At 34.7% G+C, this 19,737-nt stretch carries 20 protein-coding genes; 15 read left to right on the top strand and 5 right to left on the bottom strand.

The window, feature by feature from the left end:
• Positions 1–212 precede the first annotated feature (212 nt).
• The 10 genes from alaS to phoU all read left to right on the top strand — a co-directional run bounded on the left by alaS (position 213) and on the right by phoU (position 10,887).
• On the top strand, positions 213–2,831 hold the full coding sequence (gene alaS / locus MKX45_RS09850; RefSeq protein WP_057720146.1) for an alanine--tRNA ligase: 2,619 nt from the start codon (positions 213–215) through the stop codon (positions 2,829–2,831).
• Between the two features lie 104 nt (positions 2,832–2,935).
• Positions 2,936–3,493: an SGNH/GDSL hydrolase family protein gene (locus MKX45_RS09845; RefSeq protein WP_042230561.1), complete on the top strand. Its 558-nt coding sequence runs from the start codon at positions 2,936–2,938 to the stop codon at positions 3,491–3,493.
• Positions 3,494–3,524: 31 nt separating this feature from the next.
• A complete protein-coding gene (smpB, locus tag MKX45_RS09840) occupies positions 3,525–3,992 on the top strand; it encodes an SsrA-binding protein SmpB (RefSeq protein ID WP_003130878.1) in 468 nt (155 codons plus the stop codon).
• 277 nt (positions 3,993–4,269) lie between these two features.
• On the top strand, positions 4,270–5,166 hold the full coding sequence (locus MKX45_RS09835; RefSeq protein WP_015426900.1) for a phosphate ABC transporter substrate-binding protein: 897 nt from the start codon (positions 4,270–4,272) through the stop codon (positions 5,164–5,166).
• A 346-nt stretch (positions 5,167–5,512) separates the two neighbouring features.
• A complete protein-coding gene (locus tag MKX45_RS09830; RefSeq protein WP_017864882.1) occupies positions 5,513–6,364 on the top strand; it encodes a phosphate ABC transporter substrate-binding protein in 852 nt (283 codons plus the stop codon).
• A 120-nt stretch (positions 6,365–6,484) separates the two neighbouring features.
• Positions 6,485–7,408, top strand: coding sequence for a phosphate ABC transporter permease subunit PstC (pstC, locus tag MKX45_RS09825; protein ID WP_015426898.1), 924 nt, complete (start codon positions 6,485–6,487; stop codon positions 7,406–7,408).
• Positions 7,408–8,301, top strand: coding sequence for a phosphate ABC transporter permease PstA (gene pstA / locus MKX45_RS09820; protein ID WP_015426897.1), 894 nt, complete (start codon positions 7,408–7,410; stop codon positions 8,299–8,301). Before pstC ends, pstA begins: the two co-directional genes overlap by 1 nt.
• Positions 8,302–8,334: 33 nt before the next feature.
• Positions 8,335–9,144, top strand: a complete 810-nt coding sequence (gene pstB, locus MKX45_RS09815; RefSeq protein ID WP_003130885.1) for a phosphate ABC transporter ATP-binding protein PstB — start codon at positions 8,335–8,337, stop codon at positions 9,142–9,144.
• A gap of 165 nt (positions 9,145–9,309) precedes the next feature.
• Entirely contained in the window at positions 9,310–10,071 is a 762-nt protein-coding gene (gene pstB, locus MKX45_RS09810; protein WP_003130886.1) for a phosphate ABC transporter ATP-binding protein PstB, read from the top strand.
• A 162-nt stretch (positions 10,072–10,233) separates the two neighbouring features.
• Entirely contained in the window at positions 10,234–10,887 is a 654-nt protein-coding gene (gene phoU, locus MKX45_RS09805; protein WP_003130887.1) for a phosphate signaling complex protein PhoU, read from the top strand.
• A gap of 94 nt (positions 10,888–10,981) precedes the next feature.
• Here phoU and MKX45_RS09800 read toward each other — a convergent pair whose 3' ends face one another.
• Both MKX45_RS09800 and MKX45_RS09795 read right to left on the bottom strand, forming a co-directional pair.
• The gene (locus tag MKX45_RS09800) at positions 10,982–11,551 is read right to left on the bottom strand and encodes a histidine phosphatase family protein (protein ID WP_057720142.1); all 570 of its coding nucleotides are present in this window, start codon (positions 11,549–11,551) and stop codon (positions 10,982–10,984) included.
• 21 nt (positions 11,552–11,572) lie between these two features.
• On the bottom strand, positions 11,573–12,547 hold the full coding sequence (locus MKX45_RS09795; protein ID WP_340817128.1) for a S66 family peptidase: 975 nt from the start codon (positions 12,545–12,547) through the stop codon (positions 11,573–11,575).
• A gap of 414 nt (positions 12,548–12,961) precedes the next feature.
• Here MKX45_RS09795 and MKX45_RS09790 point away from each other — a divergent pair, with 414 nt between their 5' ends.
• The 4 genes from MKX45_RS09790 (at position 12,962) to MKX45_RS09775 (ending at position 16,253) form a co-directional block, all read left to right on the top strand.
• The gene (locus MKX45_RS09790) at positions 12,962–13,111 is read left to right on the top strand and encodes a hypothetical protein (RefSeq protein WP_340817127.1); all 150 of its coding nucleotides are present in this window, start codon (positions 12,962–12,964) and stop codon (positions 13,109–13,111) included.
• A 140-nt stretch (positions 13,112–13,251) separates the two neighbouring features.
• Positions 13,252–14,412 (top strand): radical SAM/SPASM domain-containing protein, encoded by a 1,161-nt coding sequence (locus MKX45_RS09785; protein ID WP_128267536.1) that lies wholly within the window; start codon positions 13,252–13,254, stop codon positions 14,410–14,412.
• On the top strand, positions 14,405–15,589 hold the full coding sequence (locus MKX45_RS09780; RefSeq protein WP_128267537.1) for an MFS transporter: 1,185 nt from the start codon (positions 14,405–14,407) through the stop codon (positions 15,587–15,589). The genes MKX45_RS09785 and MKX45_RS09780 overlap by 8 nt, the downstream gene beginning before the upstream one ends.
• The gene (locus tag MKX45_RS09775; protein ID WP_340817126.1) at positions 15,576–16,253 is read left to right on the top strand and encodes a hypothetical protein; all 678 of its coding nucleotides are present in this window, start codon (positions 15,576–15,578) and stop codon (positions 16,251–16,253) included. Before MKX45_RS09780 ends, MKX45_RS09775 begins: the two co-directional genes overlap by 14 nt.
• Before the next feature lie 155 nt (positions 16,254–16,408).
• Here the strand turns inward: MKX45_RS09775 and serS are convergent, their stop codons facing one another.
• Both serS and MKX45_RS09765 read right to left on the bottom strand, forming a co-directional pair.
• Positions 16,409–17,680 carry a serine--tRNA ligase gene (serS, locus tag MKX45_RS09770; protein ID WP_340817125.1) on the bottom strand — a complete coding sequence of 424 codons (1,272 nt, stop codon included), beginning with the start codon at positions 17,678–17,680 and terminating at the stop codon, positions 16,409–16,411.
• 383 nt (positions 17,681–18,063) lie between these two features.
• A complete protein-coding gene (locus tag MKX45_RS09765) occupies positions 18,064–18,423 on the bottom strand; it encodes a DUF956 family protein (protein ID WP_021722151.1) in 360 nt (119 codons plus the stop codon).
• Positions 18,424–18,583: 160 nt separating this feature from the next.
• Between MKX45_RS09765 and MKX45_RS09760 the strand changes: the two genes are divergently transcribed.
• A complete protein-coding gene (locus MKX45_RS09760; RefSeq protein ID WP_340817124.1) occupies positions 18,584–19,279 on the top strand; it encodes a YitT family protein in 696 nt (231 codons plus the stop codon).
• A 24-nt stretch (positions 19,280–19,303) separates the two neighbouring features.
• Here the strand turns inward: MKX45_RS09760 and MKX45_RS09755 are convergent, their stop codons facing one another.
• Positions 19,304–19,687, bottom strand: a complete 384-nt coding sequence (locus MKX45_RS09755; protein WP_003130895.1) for a DUF956 family protein — start codon at positions 19,685–19,687, stop codon at positions 19,304–19,306.
• Between the last annotated feature and the right edge of the window lie 50 nt (positions 19,688–19,737).

The raw sequence follows: 19,737 nt of genomic DNA, 5'->3' as shown, positions 1-19,737 counted from the left end.
AGTTAAAAAAAGTGCTTATAGCAGCGATAACTGCTTTAACAACCGAACTAAGATGATAGAAATTCTATCGTGAATAAGGGTGGTACCGCGGTATAACTGTATACGCCCCTTTGTTTACGGTAGAATTTTATTGTTTTATTGTGAAAATATTAACAAAGTATATGAAATAAGTTTATTGTTAGACTTTAAACTTTATATAAAAGGAGAAAATAATGAAAACCATGACTTCCGCAGAAGTTCGCCAAATGTTCCTCGACTTTTTCAAATCAAAAGGTCACACTGTGGAACCTTCTCAAAGTCTTGTTCCTGTAAATGACCCAACTTTGCTTTGGATAAATTCAGGAGTAGCAACGCTAAAAAAATATTTTGATGGTTCAGTAGTGCCAGAAAATCCTAGATTGACTAATGCTCAAAAGGCTATCCGGACAAATGATATTGAGAATGTTGGTAAAACAGCACGTCACCATACTATGTTTGAAATGCTCGGTAACTTTTCAATTGGTGATTATTTCCGTAAAGAAGCGATTGCTTTTGCTTGGGAATTATTGACAAGTTCTGAATGGTTTGAATTCCCAGCAGAAAAACTTTATATCACTTATTACCCAGCTGATAAGGATACTTATAATCGTTGGGTTGAGGTTGGGGTAGACCCAACACATCTTGTGCCAATTGAAGATAACTTCTGGGAAATTGGTGCTGGTCCTTCTGGTCCAGATACAGAAATTTTCTTTGACCGTGGAGAAGTTTATGATCCAGAACATGTGGGCTTAAAATTGTTGGCAGAAGACATTGAAAATGACCGTTATATTGAAATCTGGAACATTGTTCTTTCACAATTTAATGCCGATCCATCAATCCCTCGTTCAGAATATCCTGAATTGCCACAAAAAAATATTGATACGGGAATGGGACTTGAACGAATGGTTTGCATTATTCAAGGCGGAAAAACAAACTTTGATACAGACTTATTCTTACCAATCATTCGTGAAATTGAAAAACTATCTGGAAAAACATATAGTCCAGACAGCGAAAATATGAGTTTCAAAGTGATTGCTGACCATATTCGCTCACTCTCATTTGCTATTGGTGATGGTGCTTTGCCAGGAAATGAAGGACGTGGTTATGTTTTACGTCGCTTACTTCGTCGTGCGGTTATGCATGGTAAAAAATTGGGAATTCAAGGGAAATTCTTGGCTTCACTCGTTCCGACTGTTGGGAAAATCATGCAATCCTATTATCCAGAAGTGCTTGAAAAAGAAGACTTCATCATGCAAATTATTGATCGTGAAGAAGAAACTTTCAACCGCACGATTGATGCGGGTCAAAAATTGATTGATGAACTTTTGGTAAATCTTAAAGCTGAAGGAAAAGATAGACTTGAAGGAGCAGATATTTTCCGCCTCTATGATACTTATGGTTTCCCTGTGGAATTGACAGAAGAATTGGCAGAAGATGAAGGATTCAAAATTGACCACGAAGGATTCAAAGTAGCCATGAAAGCTCAACAAGAGCGTGCACGTGCTGCTGTTGTCAAAGGTGGTTCAATGGGCGCTCAAAATGAAACATTGTCATCTATCGAAGTAGAATCAGAATTCCTTTATGAAGATAAGACTGCTCAAGGAAAATTGCTTGTTGCTATTCAAGACGATGAAATTGTTGATGAAGTTTCTGGGAAAGCTCAACTTGTTTTTGATGTGACTCCTTTTTATGCTGAAATGGGTGGTCAAGTGGCTGACCATGGAGTAATTAAAGATGCTGAGGGTCAAGTTGTGGCTAATGTATTAGATGTACAACATGCGCCTCATGGCCAAAATCTTCATTCTGTTGAGACTCTTTCACCACTTAAAGTTGGAGAAAGCTATACTTTAGAGATTGACAAAGAACGCCGAGCTGCTGTTGTGAAAAATCACACAGCGACTCACTTACTTCATGCTGCTTTGCATAATGTTGTTGGGAATCATGCATTACAAGCAGGTTCACTTAATGAAGTTGAATTCTTACGTTTTGACTTTACTCACTTTGCACAAGTGACTAAAGAAGAATTGGCTGAGATTGAACGTCAAGTTAATGAAGTAATTTGGCAATCATTAAAAGTTGAAACAGTTGAAACTGATATTGCTACAGCCAAAGAAATGGGAGCGATGGCCCTCTTTGGTGAGAAATATGGGAAAAACGTTCGCGTTGTAAAAATTGGTGACTACTCTATCGAACTTTGTGGTGGAACACATACACAAACAACTTCTGAAATTGGTTTATTCAAGATTGTTAAAGAAGAAGGAATTGGTTCTGGTGTTCGCCGGATTATTGCTGTAACAGGTCAAAAAGCTTATGAAGCCTTTAAAGATGCTGAAAATACTTTGAATGAAGTAGCAACAATGGTTAAAGCGCCGCAAACTTCACAAGTTTTAGCAAAAGTTACTAGCTTACAAGATGAGCTTAAAACAGCTCAAAAAGAAAATGATGCTTTGGCTGGAAAACTTGCAGCAAGTCAATCAGATGAAATTTTCAAAAATGTGCAAACAGCTGGTTCTCTCAACTTTATCGCCAGTGAAGTCACTGTTCCTGACGCTCATGGTTTGCGTAATTTGGCAGATATTTGGAAACAAAAAGAACTTTCAGATGTTCTTGTTTTAGTTGCTAAAATTGGTGAAAAAGTAAGTCTTTTAGTAGCTTCTAAGTCATCAGATGTAAAAGCAGGTAATTTAGTTAAAGAATTAGCACCTTTTGTTGATGGTCGTGGTGGTGGAAAACCAGACATGGCCATGGCTGGTGGTTCAAAAGCAGCAGGAATTTCTGAACTTTTGGCCGCAGTTGCTGAAAAATTAGCCTAAAAAGATAAATATCGTAGATTTTCTACGATATTTTTTATTTTCTGGATATGAGTCAGTAAATTTTTATGGTAAAATGATGAAAATACTTGAAAGAGATGCCTAAAATGAAGATTACAATTTTTGGAGATTCAATTACCAATGGTTTTGGAATGGATGAAGGGGGTTCGTCAAATATTATTGCAAGATTAATTGAGAAAAATGAGCCCAAGCTGAAAGTGGTACTTCATGGAATTAATGGAGATGATACTTATGGTGGACTTCTACGTCTAAAATACGTTCTAGAGGAAGAAGCGGACTTAAATTTTATTTTTTTTGGGGCAAATGATGCTTCACCTTATCATTTGATTCGACCGGCAGAATTTCGCGAAAATTTATTAAAAATGATTTCGCAGTTGGGTGTAGAAAGAACGGTTCTAATTACTCCTCCTTTTTATAATGATGATGAACCAACACATTATAGTAAGCTTTCCGAGGTTGAACTTTTTAGAGAAGTCACATTAAATTTAGGCAAAGAAAAATCGCTTAAGGTGATTGATATTTTTCAGATAATGAAGAGCTCTGAAAATCCTAAAAATTTGTTGAGAGCTGATGGTTTACATTTTACATCAAGGGCTTATGAGTTGTTGGTCAGAGAGATTTTATCTGTCATTAAAAATCCTTAAATAAATGTTCATTTTGTGGTAAAATGAGGGCATGGTAAAAAATACAGAAGATAAGCCTTTAGCTCAGAACAAAAAGGCTCGGCATGATTATGAAATTTACGAAACTTTTGAAGCAGGAATTGTGCTGACAGGAACGGAGATTAAGTCTGTTCGTCAGGCAAAAATTCAATTAAAAGATGGATTTGCCAGAGTTCGTAATGGAGAAGTTTGGTTATCAAATGTTCATATTGCTCCTTTTGAGCAGGGCAATATTTTTAATGTTGAAGAATTGCGTACGCGAAAACTATTACTAAATAAAAAAGAAATTGCTAAGATTGATAAGGAATTATCAGGGACAGGAATTACTTTTATTCCTTTAAAAGTTTATTTGAAAAATGGCTTTGCTAAGGTTTTGATGGGGCTTGCCCGTGGTAAGAAAGATTACGATAAACGTGAAACGCTCAAACGTAAAGAACAAAATCGGGATATTGCAAGACAAATTAAAGCTTACAACCGTTAAAAAAATCACTGATAAATCTGTCAGTGATTTTTTTACTGACAGAATTGGCATCTTGCTGATAATTCTTTTATTTACAGCTAAAATATGCCTTCTTTGTCATATTTTATTGACAGATTTACCGTCAGTAAAAAAGTTTTCAAGATAAAAATATCGTTTACAATCCATTTACCTTGTATTTACTAAGTGTTTACACCCAGTGCCTTCTTTCGATGATAGAATAGTTTTGTAAGCAAAAACGCTTAACAACTTATTTAGAAATTAATTGGAGAAACTTCTCATGAAAAAGAAAATTCTTGTTGGTCTTATTACTGCTGGTGCATTGTTAACTTTGGCAGCTTGTGGTTCATCAAACGGCTCATCATCAAGTAGCTCAAGTTCTTCTGACAAAGCTCTGTCAGGAAAAATTATTGCTGGAGGTTCAACTGCTCTTCAACCATTAGCACAACAATCGTCAACAGAATTTATGGCAAAAAATACTGGTGTTCAAGTGACTGTGCAAGGTGGTGGTTCTGGTGTTGGTTTGACACAAGTTGCAGCTGGTTCTTTCCAGATTGGGAACTCTGATATTTTTGCTGAAGAAAAATCAGGAATTGATGCTTCTGCAATTACTGACCATAAAGTAGCAGTTGTTGGTTTTGCACCGATTGTTAACGCAAAAATTGATGTTAAAAACTTAACTTCTCAACAATTGCAAGATGTCTTCACAGGTAAGGTGACAAACTGGAAAGATGTGGGTGGTTCAGACCAAAAAATTACGGTTATCGGACGGACTGAGGGTTCTGGAACTCGCGTAAACTTTGATAAATTCGCACTTGGTGGAGCAACAGAAGTTAAAGGCCCAACACAAGATGCTTCAGGTTCAGTTGTTCAAATGGTTGGTCAAACACCAGGAGCGATTTCATATGTGGCACTTTCTTATGTTGATACAAGTAAAGACATCAAAGATATTTCAATTGATGGTGTTGAGCCAACAGAAGCAAATGTCGTAACTAATGACTACAAAGTTTGGTCTTACGAACATATGTACACCAATACTAAGAAAGAAACTGCAGCAGATAAAGCTTTCATTAAATATGTGGCAGAAAACAAAAAAGACATCAAAAAATTGGGATACATTCCAATCAGTGACATGAAAGTTGAACGTGACGCTGACGGAAATATCACTAAAAAATAACACTGACAGTAAGTCAATTTCAAAATAATTTATGTCTGTCAGTAAATTTAACAATTAATAAATTAGTTTATAACCATAGGATTCAAAGCAATAAAAATTTTCTTCTTCATAAATTAAAATTTAAAAGTTTGACTCCTTTTTTATAAAAATTTTATCAGTGAACATAAACAGGATGAACTGATGAAAGACTATCTTTAAATTTTTCTTCATAATTCTTTCCCTAAAAGACAGGAAATTGCTCACTCTTTTTCAGAGTTGGGCATTTTCCCGTATTATTTACAAAACATTTACATAAGAACGCTATCATCAACCGCTCATTGATAGGTCATTATGGTATAATTAATCTATGAAGAAGAAAATTTTTATTGCTTTGATGGCCAGTGTGAGTTTATTTGCATTGGCAGCTTGTGGTTCTGGAAATAAACAGGTCACAGCGGGTGGCTCAACTGCCTTGCAACCCATGGTTGAACATGCTTCTATGGCATATATGAAGCAAAATCCTGATGAAATTATTATGGTTCAAGGTGGTGGTTCTGGTGTCGGATTGGCTCAGGTTGCGGCTGGTTCTTTCCAGATTGGGAATTCTGATATTTTCGCTGAAGAAAAATCAGGAATAGCAGTTGATAAAATTATTGACCATAAAGTTGCTGTCATTGGTTTTGCACCAATTATCAACAAAAAGTTAAAAGTTTCAAATTTGACTCAACAAGAACTGATTGATATTTTCACTGGTAAAATTACCAACTGGAAAGAAGTAGGAGGTCAAGACCAAAAAATAACGGTCATTGGTCGTACTGCTGGTTCAGGAACGCGAGTAAATTTTGATAAATATGCTTTGAATGGTGCCACAGAAGTGAATGGTCCAACCCAAGATGCTTCAGGTTCTGTTGTTCAATTAGTTGGGCAAACGCCAGGGGCTATTTCATATGTTGCTTTCAGTTACACCAATAAACCTGGTGTAAAGGCGGTTAATGTTGATGGTGTTGCGCCAAACTATGATAATGTAAAAACTAATGCATGGAAAATTTGGTCATATGAGCATATGTACACCAATAAATCTCGTAAGAACACAATCGAAAATAAATTTATCGAATACGTTCAAAATGATAAGAAAACCCTAGAGCAGCTTGGTTATATCCGTGTTTCTGAAATGAAGGTTGACCGTGATGCTAAAGGAAATGTTGAAAAAATTAAATAATTACTGATGGAAATTAAACTTATCCTCCGTCAGTAAAAAAATTAGTCAAAATAAGTTTAATCAATAACTTCATTTGCATTAATCAGATAGATGCAAATTAACAAAAATAGTTAGGTCCCTATGGAAAATTCAAAAATCAAAGAAAAATTGCTTTCAAGCAATAAAAATTCAAGACTTGAAAAATTTGGTAAGAGTTTAACTTTCTTATGTATTGCCCTTATTGTCTTCGTTGTAGGTGCAATTCTTGTCTTTGTTGCTCAAAAAGGTCTGTCAACTTTCTATTCAGATGGTGTTAATCCTTTCCGTTTCCTTTTTGGAACAAATTGGTCACCGGGTAATCTTGGCCCTGACGGTAAACCCGCAGTTGGCGCATTGCCGATGTTTACGGGGTCATTGATTGTTACTGTACTTTCAGCCCTTGTTGCCACTCCATTTGCGATTGGTGCGGGAATTTATATGACAGAAATTTCACCAAAATATGGTAAGAAAATTTTGCAACCTGTCATTGAACTTCTTGTTGGTATTCCTTCAGTTGTTTATGGCTTCATTGGTTTGACTGTTGTTGTTCCAGCCATTCGTAATGTTTTTGGTGGAACTGGTTTGGGTCTCTTGTCAGGTGTGTTTGTACTCTTTGTCATGATTTTACCAACTGTAACTTCAATGACTGTGGATGCTATGAAAGCTGTCCCTTCTTATTATAAAGAAGCGTCACTCGGACTTGGTGCAACGCGTTGGCAAACAATTTGGCGTGTTCTTCTAAGAGCCGCAACACCAGGGATTTTGACCGCTGTTATCTTTGGAATGGCGCGTGCTTTTGGTGAAGCTCTTGCTATTCAAATGGTTGTTGGTAATGCCGTTACCATGCCAAAAGATTTGATTTCACCAGCTTCAACCTTGACTTCAATCTTGACATCAGGAATTCCAAATGCAACACCTGGTATTCAATTGAATGCACTTTGGTCACTTGCCTTACTCCTTTTGATTATGTCACTCTTTTTCAACCTCGCAATGCGTGCTATTGCTAAGAAAGGAAGTCTTAAATAATGAACGCTAAACGCTCTGACAAGATTGCCACTGGTGTCCTTTACGTCCTTTCTGGCATCATTGTTCTTATCCTCGCTTTTTTACTGGCTTATATTTTAATTAAAGGTTTGCCAGTTCTCTTTAAAGACCCTAAATTTATCATCACCGCGTCAAATCCATTGACAGGTGGTGGGATTGCAGTCCAACTTTTTAACTCTGTTTATCTTTTGATTGTCACTTTGATTATTTCTGTTCCTTTATCACTTGGCGCAGGAATTTATCTGTCTGAATATGCGAATCAAAAACATTGGTTAACTGGTGTTGTTCGCTCAGCTATTGAAGTTTTATCTTCACTTCCTTCAATCGTTGTTGGACTTTTCGGGATGTTAATTTTCGTATTACAATTTGGTCTTGGTTTCTCAGTTCTATCAGGTGCCTTGGCACTAACTGTGTTCAACTTACCATTGATGACTCGGAATGTTGAAGAATCACTTCGAGCAATTCCAACTTCACAACGTGAAGGTGGTTTGGCACTCGGAATGTCACGTTGGGAAACGGCAACACAAGTCATTTTACCAGCTGCTGTGCCCGGAATCATTACTGGGGTTATCTTATCTTCAGGACGCGTTTTTGGTGAAGCTGCGGCACTGATTTACACTGCTGGACAAACGAACCTCCCAATTAACTGGGCAAACTGGAATCCGATGAGCTTGACTTCGCCACTCTCACTTTTCAGACCAGCTGAAACTTTGGCTGTTCATATCTGGGCACTTAATACCGAAGGAACGATTTCAACAGCACAACAAATTTCTGCAGGAGCTTCAGCAGTATTGATTATCTTTGTTCTCCTCTTTAACTTGGGGGCACGTTTCCTTGGAAATCGAATTCACAAGAAGTTAACATCTTCTAACTAAGAAAATCAAAGATTTTATAGAGAAAGAATAATTATGGCAACAACATATGACTGGTCTCAGCGCAAAATTATGGTGCCTGAGAAAGAAGAAATTGCATTATCAACAAATGATTTGCGTGTTTTCTATAACGGAACAAAAGAAGCAATCCATGGCGTGACAATGTCTTTTCCTAAAAATGAAATCACAGCACTTATTGGCCCTTCAGGTTCTGGTAAATCAACCTATTTACGTGCTTTGAATCGCATGAATGACACGATTGATGGCGCTCGGGTGACTGGCGAAATCAATTATGAAGGGGTCAATATTAACGAAAATAAAGTGAATGTTTTTGAAGTTCGTAAGCAAATTGGGATGGTTTTCCAAAGACCTAATCCATTTCCAAAATCAATTTATGAAAATATTGCCTTCATTCATCGTCGTGATGGCGTGAGAGACAGAAAAAAACTGGATGAGATTGTTGAAACTTCATTGAAGCAAGCTGCTTTGTGGGATCAAGTAAAAGATAATCTTAATCAATCCGCACTTGCCATGTCCGGTGGACAAGCACAGCGCTTATGTATTGCAAGAGCATTGTCAGTAAAACCAGAAATTATTTTGATGGATGAACCAGCGTCAGCTCTTGACCCAATTTCAACAATGCAAATTGAAGAAACAATGATGGAACTTAAAGAAAATTATACGATTATCATTGTGACTCACAATATGGCTCAGGCTTCTCGGGCCTCTGACAATACAGCTTTCTTCTATTCAGGAGATTTGATTGAGTATGATAAAACAAGCACAATTTTTACTCAACCTAGTTTGCAATCAACAGAAGATTATGTTTCTGGTCACTTTGGTTAAGAGAAAATAAAGTTTAAAATTACTGACGGAATTTTCGTTAGTAAAAAAACTACTGACGGATTCTTGATTTGTCGAAAAACTTGTCCGTCATATGACAGTCGTTTGTACTTTAGTACATTACGAATGTGCTAGTAGTTCTATCAGTAACTTATAAAAAGGTAAAATATGGAAAAAGAAGCAGTTTTAACCGTCAGCGACTTATCGCTTTATTACAGCAAGAAAAAAGCGTTGAATACGATAAACATGACATTCTATAAGAATGAAATTACAGCGCTCATTGGTCCCTCAGGATGTGGAAAATCAACGCTTTTACGTTCAATCAATCGAATGAATGATTTGATTCCGACAGTAACAATTACTGGAGCCATTGATTATAAAGGTAAAAATATTTACAGTCCTAAAGTTGATACTGTTGATTTACGTAAAGAAATTGGCATGGTTTTCCAACAACCCAATCCCTTTCCATTTTCAATTTATGAAAATGTGGTTTATGGATTGCGTTTAAAAGGAGTGAAAGATAAAGCACTTCTTGATGAAGTGGTGGAAAATTCACTCAAAGCAGCAAATATTTGGGATGAAGTTAAGGATATTTTGCACAGTTCAGCACTTGGACTTTCAGGTGGGCAACAACAAAGGGTTTGTATTGCCCGTGTCCTTGCTGTCAATCCTGAAATTATCCTAATGGACGAACCAACATCAGCCCTTGACCCAATTTCAGCGGCTCGTGTCGAAGAAACCATGCTTGAACTTAAAAAAGATTATACAATCGCGATTGTTACACATAGTATGCAACAAGCATCACGAATTTCAGACCGTACCGCCTTTATGTTAGACGGAAATCTGATTGAGTATAATGATACGAAAAGTATTTTCTTAAATCCAGAAAAACAAGAAACTTCTGATTATATTTCTGGTAAATTTGGATAAATTTTACTGACAGCCTTTGATGCTGACTTTAAAATGGAATGGACCGTCTAGCCAAAAGGTGAAGCGAGATATTTCATTAGCATTCATTAAAGAAAGCGAAATAGCATTGATTTAAATGAATGTATCATAATAACATTACTATAAAAACAAAGAGGGGTAATTATGTTGCGTACACAATTTGAAGAAGATCTTAATAAACTTCATAATCAATTTTACTCAATGGGCACGCAAGTTTCTGCTCAATTGAATAAGGCCGTTCGTGCCTTTGTTAGCCATGATCGTGATTTGGCTGAACAAGTCATTGAAGGCGACCATGCCATTAATGACCAAGAAAAAAGTCTTGAAAATCAATCATTAGAAATGATTGCACTTCAACAACCGGTTTCTAGCGATTTAAGAACAATCATCACCGTTCTAAAAGCATCATCTGACCTTGAGAGAATGGGTGACCACGTTGCATCTATTGCTAAGGCAACCATTTCACTTAAAGGTGAAGAAAGAATTCACGTGGTTGAAGAAGATATTAGCTTACTCGGTGAAAAAGTTAAATCTATTGTTGATGCTTCACTCAATGCTTATATTCAAGGCAATGATAAACGGGCTCATGAAATTGCTGAACAACAATATGTCATCAAAAGCATGAGTCATGAAATTCAAGAAAAAATTCTTGACGGAATGAAAGAAAACTCTGAAACAGTAACAACAGGTAAAGAATACTTGTTGACACTGGTTTACTTAGAACGAATTACCGGTTATGCGGTCAATCTCTGTGAGTGGATTGTTTACTTGAATTCTGGAAACATTATTGAACTGTAAAATAAAAAGTTACTGACAAGAATTGCTGTCATAGGATAGTCGTTTGTACTTTAGTACATTACGAATATCCTGGCAGTTCTGTCAGTAACTTTTTTTATTGCTCATAATCAATTTCAATGACTTGGTGGGTCAGATATTTATTTTCAGCAAAGTCCATTTTGATGACATAGGGCATCTTTCCAGCTAAAGATTGAAAATCTTGAAACTGAAAGTCTGGTTGATAAAAATTTAAAATGGTAGAAAGAGAAGTACCATGTGTTCCGATTGCAACTTTTTGATTGTTAGAAGTTGCTAAAATCTGTTCAAGGGCTGAAATATTACGATTTTGAACTTCACGTAATGATTCTCCGTCAGCAAATTTATAATCAAAATCATTCCATTGTCGCTTAGCAAAGGGCCAAAAATCAGCTATTTCATGGCCAACATTTCTTTCTCTAAAATCAGAAATGAGTTGAATTTCAAGATTTTTAGAGTGAGCAAGAGGATTCAGGGTACGAATAGAACGTTGAAATGGACTGGAAAAAATTTGCTCGATTGATACATTTGCAAAAGCATCGGCCAAGATAAGTGCGCGTTTTTCACCCTCGGCAGTCAGCGGAACATCCATATCGTCATAGGCTGCATTATCTCTAAGAGAATGTCGAATAAAATAAACTTCAGTCATGTGACTCTCCTTTTTGATGTTCTAGCCTTCTAAGATTTCAATTTTTAAAGGCTGTGTGGAAATTTCTGCTTGCCCTCCCAGAGGAAAAGTAAAAATCGGTTGAGTATGTCCAAAATCGACATCATAGACGACTGGAATTGTTTTTAAATGAGGATATTTATCTAAAATAAAGTGTAAAATTTCCTCGGTCATCCCCTCTTCCTTAGGAAAACGACCAATGACTAAAGCGGAAATGTTAGGATAAACTTGTAAAAAATGAGCTAATTCTCGGTCCCAATCATAAAAATCTTCACCTTCAGCGTTTTCTAAAAAAGCAATTGGTTGATTGGATTTGACCTGAGCATTGGTTCCTGTCACAAGCATCAAGGTATTTAGATTTCCGCCAATAATTTCCCCTGTCGCTTTGCCATGGTTATATATTTTCCAGGCAGCAGGCAGAAGATGACGAGCTTGAGTGGGGTCATACCAAGCATCACTCGTGTAAAAATCGCAGGCATTTAAAGAATAAGTTGACTGACCAGCGACTGCATTTTGCCAAGAATCAGTTTGAAAGTCTTGTAATTCATCCATTAAAAAGGCGATATAACCTGGCCCATAGTAAGTGACTAAGCCGGTTTTAGCGAAGATAGCTTGGTGAAGAACAGTGATATCAGAAAATCCACAGAAAATTTTAGGATTATTTTTTACAATGTTCCAATCAATATAAGGAAGAAGTTCATTTGAGTTAAAGCCACCAATGGTACATAAAACAGCTTTAACATTAGGGTCTGAAAATGCTGCATGGAAATCTGCAAGTCGTAAATTAATCGAACTTGATTCAAGCAAATCATTTTCTAAAATATGCTGACCAAAAGTAACCTGATAACCAAGTGCTTCAAGACGAGCTTTTGCTTTTAATTTATCTTCAAATTTTCCAGTCCGAGTCAAAGAAGAACTAGGTGAAATCACACGGATTTCATCCCCCTCTTGTAATTTTTTAGGAAATATTTTATTCATTTATCAAAGCCCTCCGTCAGTAAATTGAACTAATTATAGCATTTACTGACAGCATTGTCATCAAAAATATTTAAAGATTTTAATTTAGGATTATATTTTGAAAGTTGCTGACAGAAATTTCTGTCAGTATTTTTTTATGTTCGATTAACTTTTGGAATATATGACAAAAGAAAAATAAATACATTTTTTTTAAGTCGTTAACCAAAGATACTGTGTAAGAACTGACGATAATATAAGAAAATAAAAAAACTAAGAAGACGTTATAATCCAAGGCTTTCGAGCAATAAAATCATCTTTTGGCATATATTCCAAAACTTTTTCACAGAATTTTCAGAGTGCTATAATGAAGTTGCCAGTTTAAAAACTGGAGATAAATTTAATATTAATCAACTACCATAAAAAGAAGGTAATAAAATGAATAGTAAAAAAATAATTGAAAACCCCAAAATTAAGGAATTAGTGCAAACGGACAAAATTCTTGAAGTCTTTGCCTGTTCGGCGGCTAAAAAAAGTGTGCAAAATTTACCTATGGCCGTTGTTAAGAAAGAAGAAATTGGCGCCTAAATAATAAAACAAGAAAATGTAAAAAGAGATATTTTTACTTTTGAATAAAAAGGTTGATTAATATTCTGAGTTTTATTGTAACGCTAAGAGCAAAAATAACTTTATTTTCACATTTTCTTGTTAGATTTTAAGGAGTAGGTATGTATAGATATAATAGAAAAGACGGAAAAATAGTTTTAGTAGATGAATTCACAAGAAACTATGTTTCTTGTTCAGATGTTTCAAGGGGGGAGAAAAAACTTGATTCTCAACCTAGAATATTTAATAATTATAATTCGTATAATGCATACATTAACCAAATTGATACTTTAAGTACTGTCTACTATAATGTTACTTACTCATGTAATTTACATTGTCCTTACTGTTATGCACCCAAAAATAAAAATTATATTTCTTTAGAAAATAATAGATTATTTTTAAATAAACTGGTGAAATTAAATACTCAAAATATTGTTCTTATCGGTGGAGAACCGATGATGCATCCCTATTTAGATAAACTTATTGATGATATCTATAAGGCAGGTATACATTCAATTTCAATAATTACAAATGGCACTATATTAAAAAAGGAAGTTCTTGAAAAAATCATAGAATATAAGATAGATATACAAGTATCAGTTGACGGACACACGGAAGAATTAAATTCCCCAACCAGAGGTAAGGGTAGTTTAAAAAAAGTACTATCAAACATAAAGATTTTACAAGATAATAGTGTAAATTATGCGGTAATGCAAGTTTTAACAAAAGAAACAATAAAATTTTCAAAAGAGTTTTCTGATTATTTTTCAAATATGGGAATAGCACACGGATTTTTTCTTGTAAAACAGGCAACTGATAAAGAAAGACCCACCTTAAAAAGTATTGTTAATTTATACGATTTTTTATTAAAAAAATATGGAGAAGTACAAAAAGTTTTTGATTGTGCGAAGTCTTCCGACCAAATGCAATTTGATAAAACAGGTTTTCCAATAACACATTGTGGTGCAGGAATAACGATGTTAAGTATAGATCCACTTGGGAATGTCTATCCTTGCGTTAAATTACACCGTTCATCATTTCTTATCACGAATTTATTAAAAGAAAATTCGGGAGATGAAATACTTATGAATAGAAAAAGAGTAATTACTGAAGAATTAGTGGATAATTTGGATAAGTGTCAAAGTTGTAATATTAAATACATCTGTGGGGGAGCTTGCAGAGCAGAAGAGTATTATCAAAGCATTCATAGTGAAAATAAATATTCTCAGTGTGACTTACAAAAAACTAACTTAGAATATTTCATGGAGCATACCAATGTATAAAAAAATGTCTTTATTTCTTGGAATAAATCTACTAGTATCATTTGCTGGCACTTTGTTTCAGATGAATATTCTTTGGAGAATTTTTACCAATCATGAGCAACTTCAGACCATTGTTCTTGTTTTAAGCTCATCTTTTATTCTTCAATCCATTTTTTCACTTGTAGCTGGTGTAATTGCTGACTCCTATCCTAAAAAGAGATTATTATTGATAAGTATTGTCAGTTTTATTTTGGTTGTTATTGGAGTTTATTTCATAAAATTTGATAGTGCTCGAATTATTTTTTATCTCATCTTTTCGGCAATTAGTACCTTATTCCAGCGTGGAATCATTACCCTTGTTGTCTCAGCTCTATCAACGAATGAATATATAAAATATGACTCTATCAGCGTTTTATCCACACAGGTCACAGCAGTTTTAAATAATATTTTAGCAGGTCTTATTATTACTTTTCTTGGACTCAATTATATTTATCTTTTAGTGTTCTTGCTATTTATTTTGTCCCTATTTGTGACTTATTTCTTTATTCCTAATGAAAAAAAGCAGGAGATAAAGAAAAAAGAAAATACTTTTCCTCTCTCGTTTATTAAAGAAAAAATATTGTCAGATAAGAAAATAATTATTTTCATGATTCTTCTATTTTTCTTAAATTTAGATTATGGATATATTCCAAATGTCCTACCTTTTTTCATGTTACAAAGTACAAAAAGTCTTTCTCCCTTGTTTTTATCATTATTAAAGTCCTCCACTAATATAGGCGAAAGTTTGGCATCTATCGTCATTATTCGCTTTAGTAAAAAAGTCTCACAAATGACGAAAATTGGTCTTTTAGGTTCAGCTTTTTGTTTTATTTTTTTGCCAATGATTAATAAATTTATATTTGTTACCTTTCTTGTTCTCCTTTTTTATGGATTTTTTGATACCTTTACTCAACCCTTGTTTAGCTATTTTGTAAGTTCTATTGATTCCTCCGTTCGTGGGCGGATTATTGGGGTCATTGATTGTGTCGTCTATATTGCAGCCCCTATTGGAATGATTCTTGGAAATGCAGTTAGCCATTTTGGTTTGATTCCACTTGGAGCTGCAATAGCGACTGTATTTTTACTGACCTACCTGATACTAGTTCAGACAAAAATTTATCGAAATATTGATTTAGAGGCAAATAATGAATCTGAATAAAAAGTTCCTAAAAAACGAGTTAATTTGGCTAACTTCTATAGGCTGTGAAATTATTGAAACTGATTCTTATATTATCGTGAAAAATAAACTGATTAAAACAGAGGATTTTAATTTCTTATTATTGAAAAGAATAATTCCTGAGATAAAAATAATAAAAATAATGAAAAATCACCATTTACAATTTTTAAAAGTTGCTGAGAAGATTGTATCATATACGAATTTTATTAAAGAGCGGACTGAAGACATTAACTATGTCTCAAATTATAATAGAGAAGCTTTAGATTTTCTAATGAAAAAAAGTGATAATTTGTATATATCCTCAGAAAAAAAGTGGGCGGTCATATTTCCACAAGAAAGATTATTTTCAAAAACTATTGTTCCTTATACGATTTGTTGGGGAAGTGATAGGATAGGGAAAATTTGTCTAGTATTTTTAGATGATATCATTGGAATTTACGATTTTGAAATTTATCCTCCATTTAGAAATAAAGGGTACGCTAAGCAGTTCTTTAGTTCCTTATTAGATAAAGGTAGTAGTAGTCAAACACATCAAGTCTTTATTCAAACTTGGCGTGAAAAAATTTCTGCTAATAATTTATATTTCTCTCAGGGTTTCAAAGTTTTAGATAAATACTATTATTTCAAACTTAAGAATTTTTATTAGCAATAGTTGAATCACAAGATTACTGACAGAAATTTTGTCATAGGATATTCGTTTGTACTTTAGTACATTACGAATATCCTAGTAGTCCCATTAGTAATCTTCAACAAAAAAATCTACTAACAAGTCCAAAAAATTTCTGTCAGTAGATTTTTTAATTATTTAATCACTTCAAGTCCACCCATATAAGGACGAAGGACTTCAGGAACAGTGATTGAACCATCTTCATTTTGATAATTTTCAAGAATAGCAGCCACAGTACGTCCAACAGCAAGTCCAGAACCATTCAAAGTGTGAACAAGTTGAACTTTACCCTCTTCGTCACGATAACGAATTTGGGCACGACGGGCTTGGAAATCTTCACAGTTTGAACATGAAGAAATTTCACGGTAAGTATTTTGTGCAGGAATCCAAACTTCTAAATCATAAGTTTTAGCAGCAGAGAATCCCATGTCACCAGTTGACAAAGCCACAACACGGTAAGCAAGCCCCAATTTTTGCAGAATATTTTCAGCGTTTGCTGTCATTTTTTCAAGTTCATCATAAGATTGGTCAGGTTTAGCAAATTTAACCATTTCAACTTTATGGAATTGGTGCAAACGAATCAAACCACGCGTATCACGACCAGCAGAACCAGCTTCAGAACGGAAAGAAGGACTCATTGCTGTGAATTTGATTGGCAATTCTGCGCCATCCAAAATTTCCCCACGGTAGTAGTTGGTTAAAGGCACTTCAGCAGTTGGAATTAAAACAAAACCACGGTCATCTTTCAATTCAAAAGTGTCTTCTTTAAATTTAGGATATTGACCCGTTCCAAACATTGATTCTTGATTAACCATATAAGGAGTAATCATTTCGGTATAACCTTCTTTACCGTGCTCATCAAGCATGAAGTTATAAAGTGCACGTTCAAGTCTTGCGCCAGCACCTTTGTAGAAAAGGAAACGTGAACCAGTGACTTTACCACCACGTTCCCAATCCAAAATTCCTAAATCTTCACCCAAATCCCAGTGAGCTTTAGGTTCAAAATTGAAAGTTGGAGTTTGACCAACACGACGAACCTCAACATTATCATCTTCATCAGCACCAATTGGTGTACTTTCATGAGGAAGATTTGGCAACATGATAATGATTTCATTCAAGTTTTCTTCGATTTCAGCAAGTTCAGCATCAATGGCTTTGATTTCAGCAGAAACTTTTTGCATTGCAGCAATTTGTGCGCTGGCATCGCCTCTTGCACGTTTTACTTGAGAAATTTCATCAGAAACGCTATTACGTTCAGCTTTCAAAGCCTCAGATTTTACAATGAGTTCACGACGTTTAATGTCTAAGTCATGAAGTTTTTCAAGTTTCTCTTTTTCAACACCACGAGTGGCTAATTTTGCAGCAACACCGTCAAAATCAGCACGAATTTTTTTAATATCAAGCATAAGCTCTCCTTTATTTTTATATAAAACTTACTGACAAGAATATTTTAGAAAAAGTTCTGTCAGTAGAAAAAAAGCGCCCAAATTCAAAAAGAATTAGGGCGCGGTAATCGCACGGTTCCACCTAAATTATCTATTTATTTACTGACGAAAACTGATATTCAAGCTGTCAGTAAAAATAGAACTCAAGTCGCTTGTAACGTAAGCAGACGTTCTCATTTTCATAAGAAAATTAACAGAAGTAGAAAGTCATTATTTCATTTTACTTGTTTTCAGCACCACAAGCTCTCTAAAAAAATTTAATAAGACCCATTTCTAGATTTATTTTACCATTTTGTGAATTACTTTGTCAAAAATTTTTAAAATCATCATTTTAAAATCAATCATTACTTTTTGAAAGCGCGACGGAAAGGGTCAAGCAAACTAGGTGCTCTGACAATATTTTCTTTACCCACATATTCAGCAACTTTTTTCAAAATAGATCCGGAATCCTTAGAAGAAAATCGTACCTTAGCTTGAGTGTCTAAAATCAAAGAAAACTGCTGACCAAGTTTTCCACTGATTGAAACATCAACTTCGGCGCTTTTAATACTTGACCAAGTAAAGAAAATATTTTGTCCTCGGCGTGGATTTTTATATTCAAATTCAAAACCAGCATCACCCAAGATAATTTTTCCATTTTCAACCACACCTAAATAGGCTGTTCCTTTTGTTTCATAAAAAATTTCAGAATTATTAGTTGCCAAAATCGCCCTCATTTCGTTTATACCTGTATTATAACATATCTATATTATATCAAGAACTAAAGAAGATAATAAAAATAGGCCCAACGAGGGATATGGTTTAAAGAATAAATATAAAAATGTTATCATTAGATTATAAGAAAAAACTAATAAAGGAGGTAAAATGACTTTAATCGGAGTAAAAATTGATAGACTATTTCTCAGAGATCTATTCATACTATTAGTTGGTGTAGGCCTTTATATTCTCTCTATTCAACTTTTTGTCGTTCCTAACGCGATGGCTAGCAATGGAATCGCAGGATTTTCAGTATTTATTCACTTTGTTTTCGGAATGAATCCAGCTTTGACTTTTTTTGCAGTCAATATTCCACTCTTTCTTTTGAGTTGGAAACTACTTGAGCAGCGGGAATTGTTACTGACCATTCCTGGAGCGCTGGCCATGAGCGGATGGATGATGATTTATGAAGCCATAGGAATTACTGGTTTTCAAATGGACTCATTGATTACTGTGGGAATTATAGACGGAATCCTCTCAGGAATTGGTGCAGGTTTAGTTGTTCTATCACAAGGAACATTTGGCGGCTCTATTCTACTTGCGCGACTTTTCGAAAACAAGTGGAAAGTGCAAATAGATAAAACGCTCTTTGGTATTGATATTGTAGTTATGCTATTAGCAGTCGTGACTTATCTTGCCATTCCAAATTTTTTTGTCACACTCTTATCTTGTTATATCTTCAGTAAAGTCACACGTTTCATCGGACGACCCTCATACCGCCAACAAATTTTACAAAAAGTTGGATTAATAAAAAATGAGTCAAACTGTTCTTGCACAACTAATGAATGTTCTTGCTCTAACTAACAAAAAAATCCCAGATTGGGATTTTTATTTTTTCTTCTTTCTCTTAAAAGCATTTTTAAAAGTTCCGAGGAAACTAGGGGATTTAACCACTTTATCGTTTCCTAAATAATGACGAATCCATTTTAAAACAGTTCCTGAGTTTTTCGATGAGAATCGAACCTTAGAGCCATTTTGTAAAACGATTGAAAATTGTCGACCAACTTTTACCTCACCTTTGAGGGATTTTGAAACATCACCCTCAACACGAGCCACTGCCGTCCAAGGAAAAGTCATATTTTTTTCAACATTTCGGTCATTATAAAACTCAAAAGCAACATCACCAATCAGAATTTTTCCATATTCAGCAAAACCTAAATAAGCAATTCCTTCTGTTGAATAATCAGCCTTAGTATTTAGTGATTGAGCCACAGATTCTCTCCATTTCCTAGATTAATAATCTAAAAACCATTATACCATAA

Origin of the sequence: Lactococcus sp. FSL W8-0209 (assembly GCF_038006585.1) — a bacterium.
In the GTDB taxonomy this organism is placed as follows: Bacteria; Bacillota; Bacilli; order Lactobacillales; family Streptococcaceae; genus Lactococcus; species Lactococcus lactis.
Note: the sequence above shows the minus strand (reverse complement) of the source record. Positions and strands in the feature narration are given on the sequence as shown.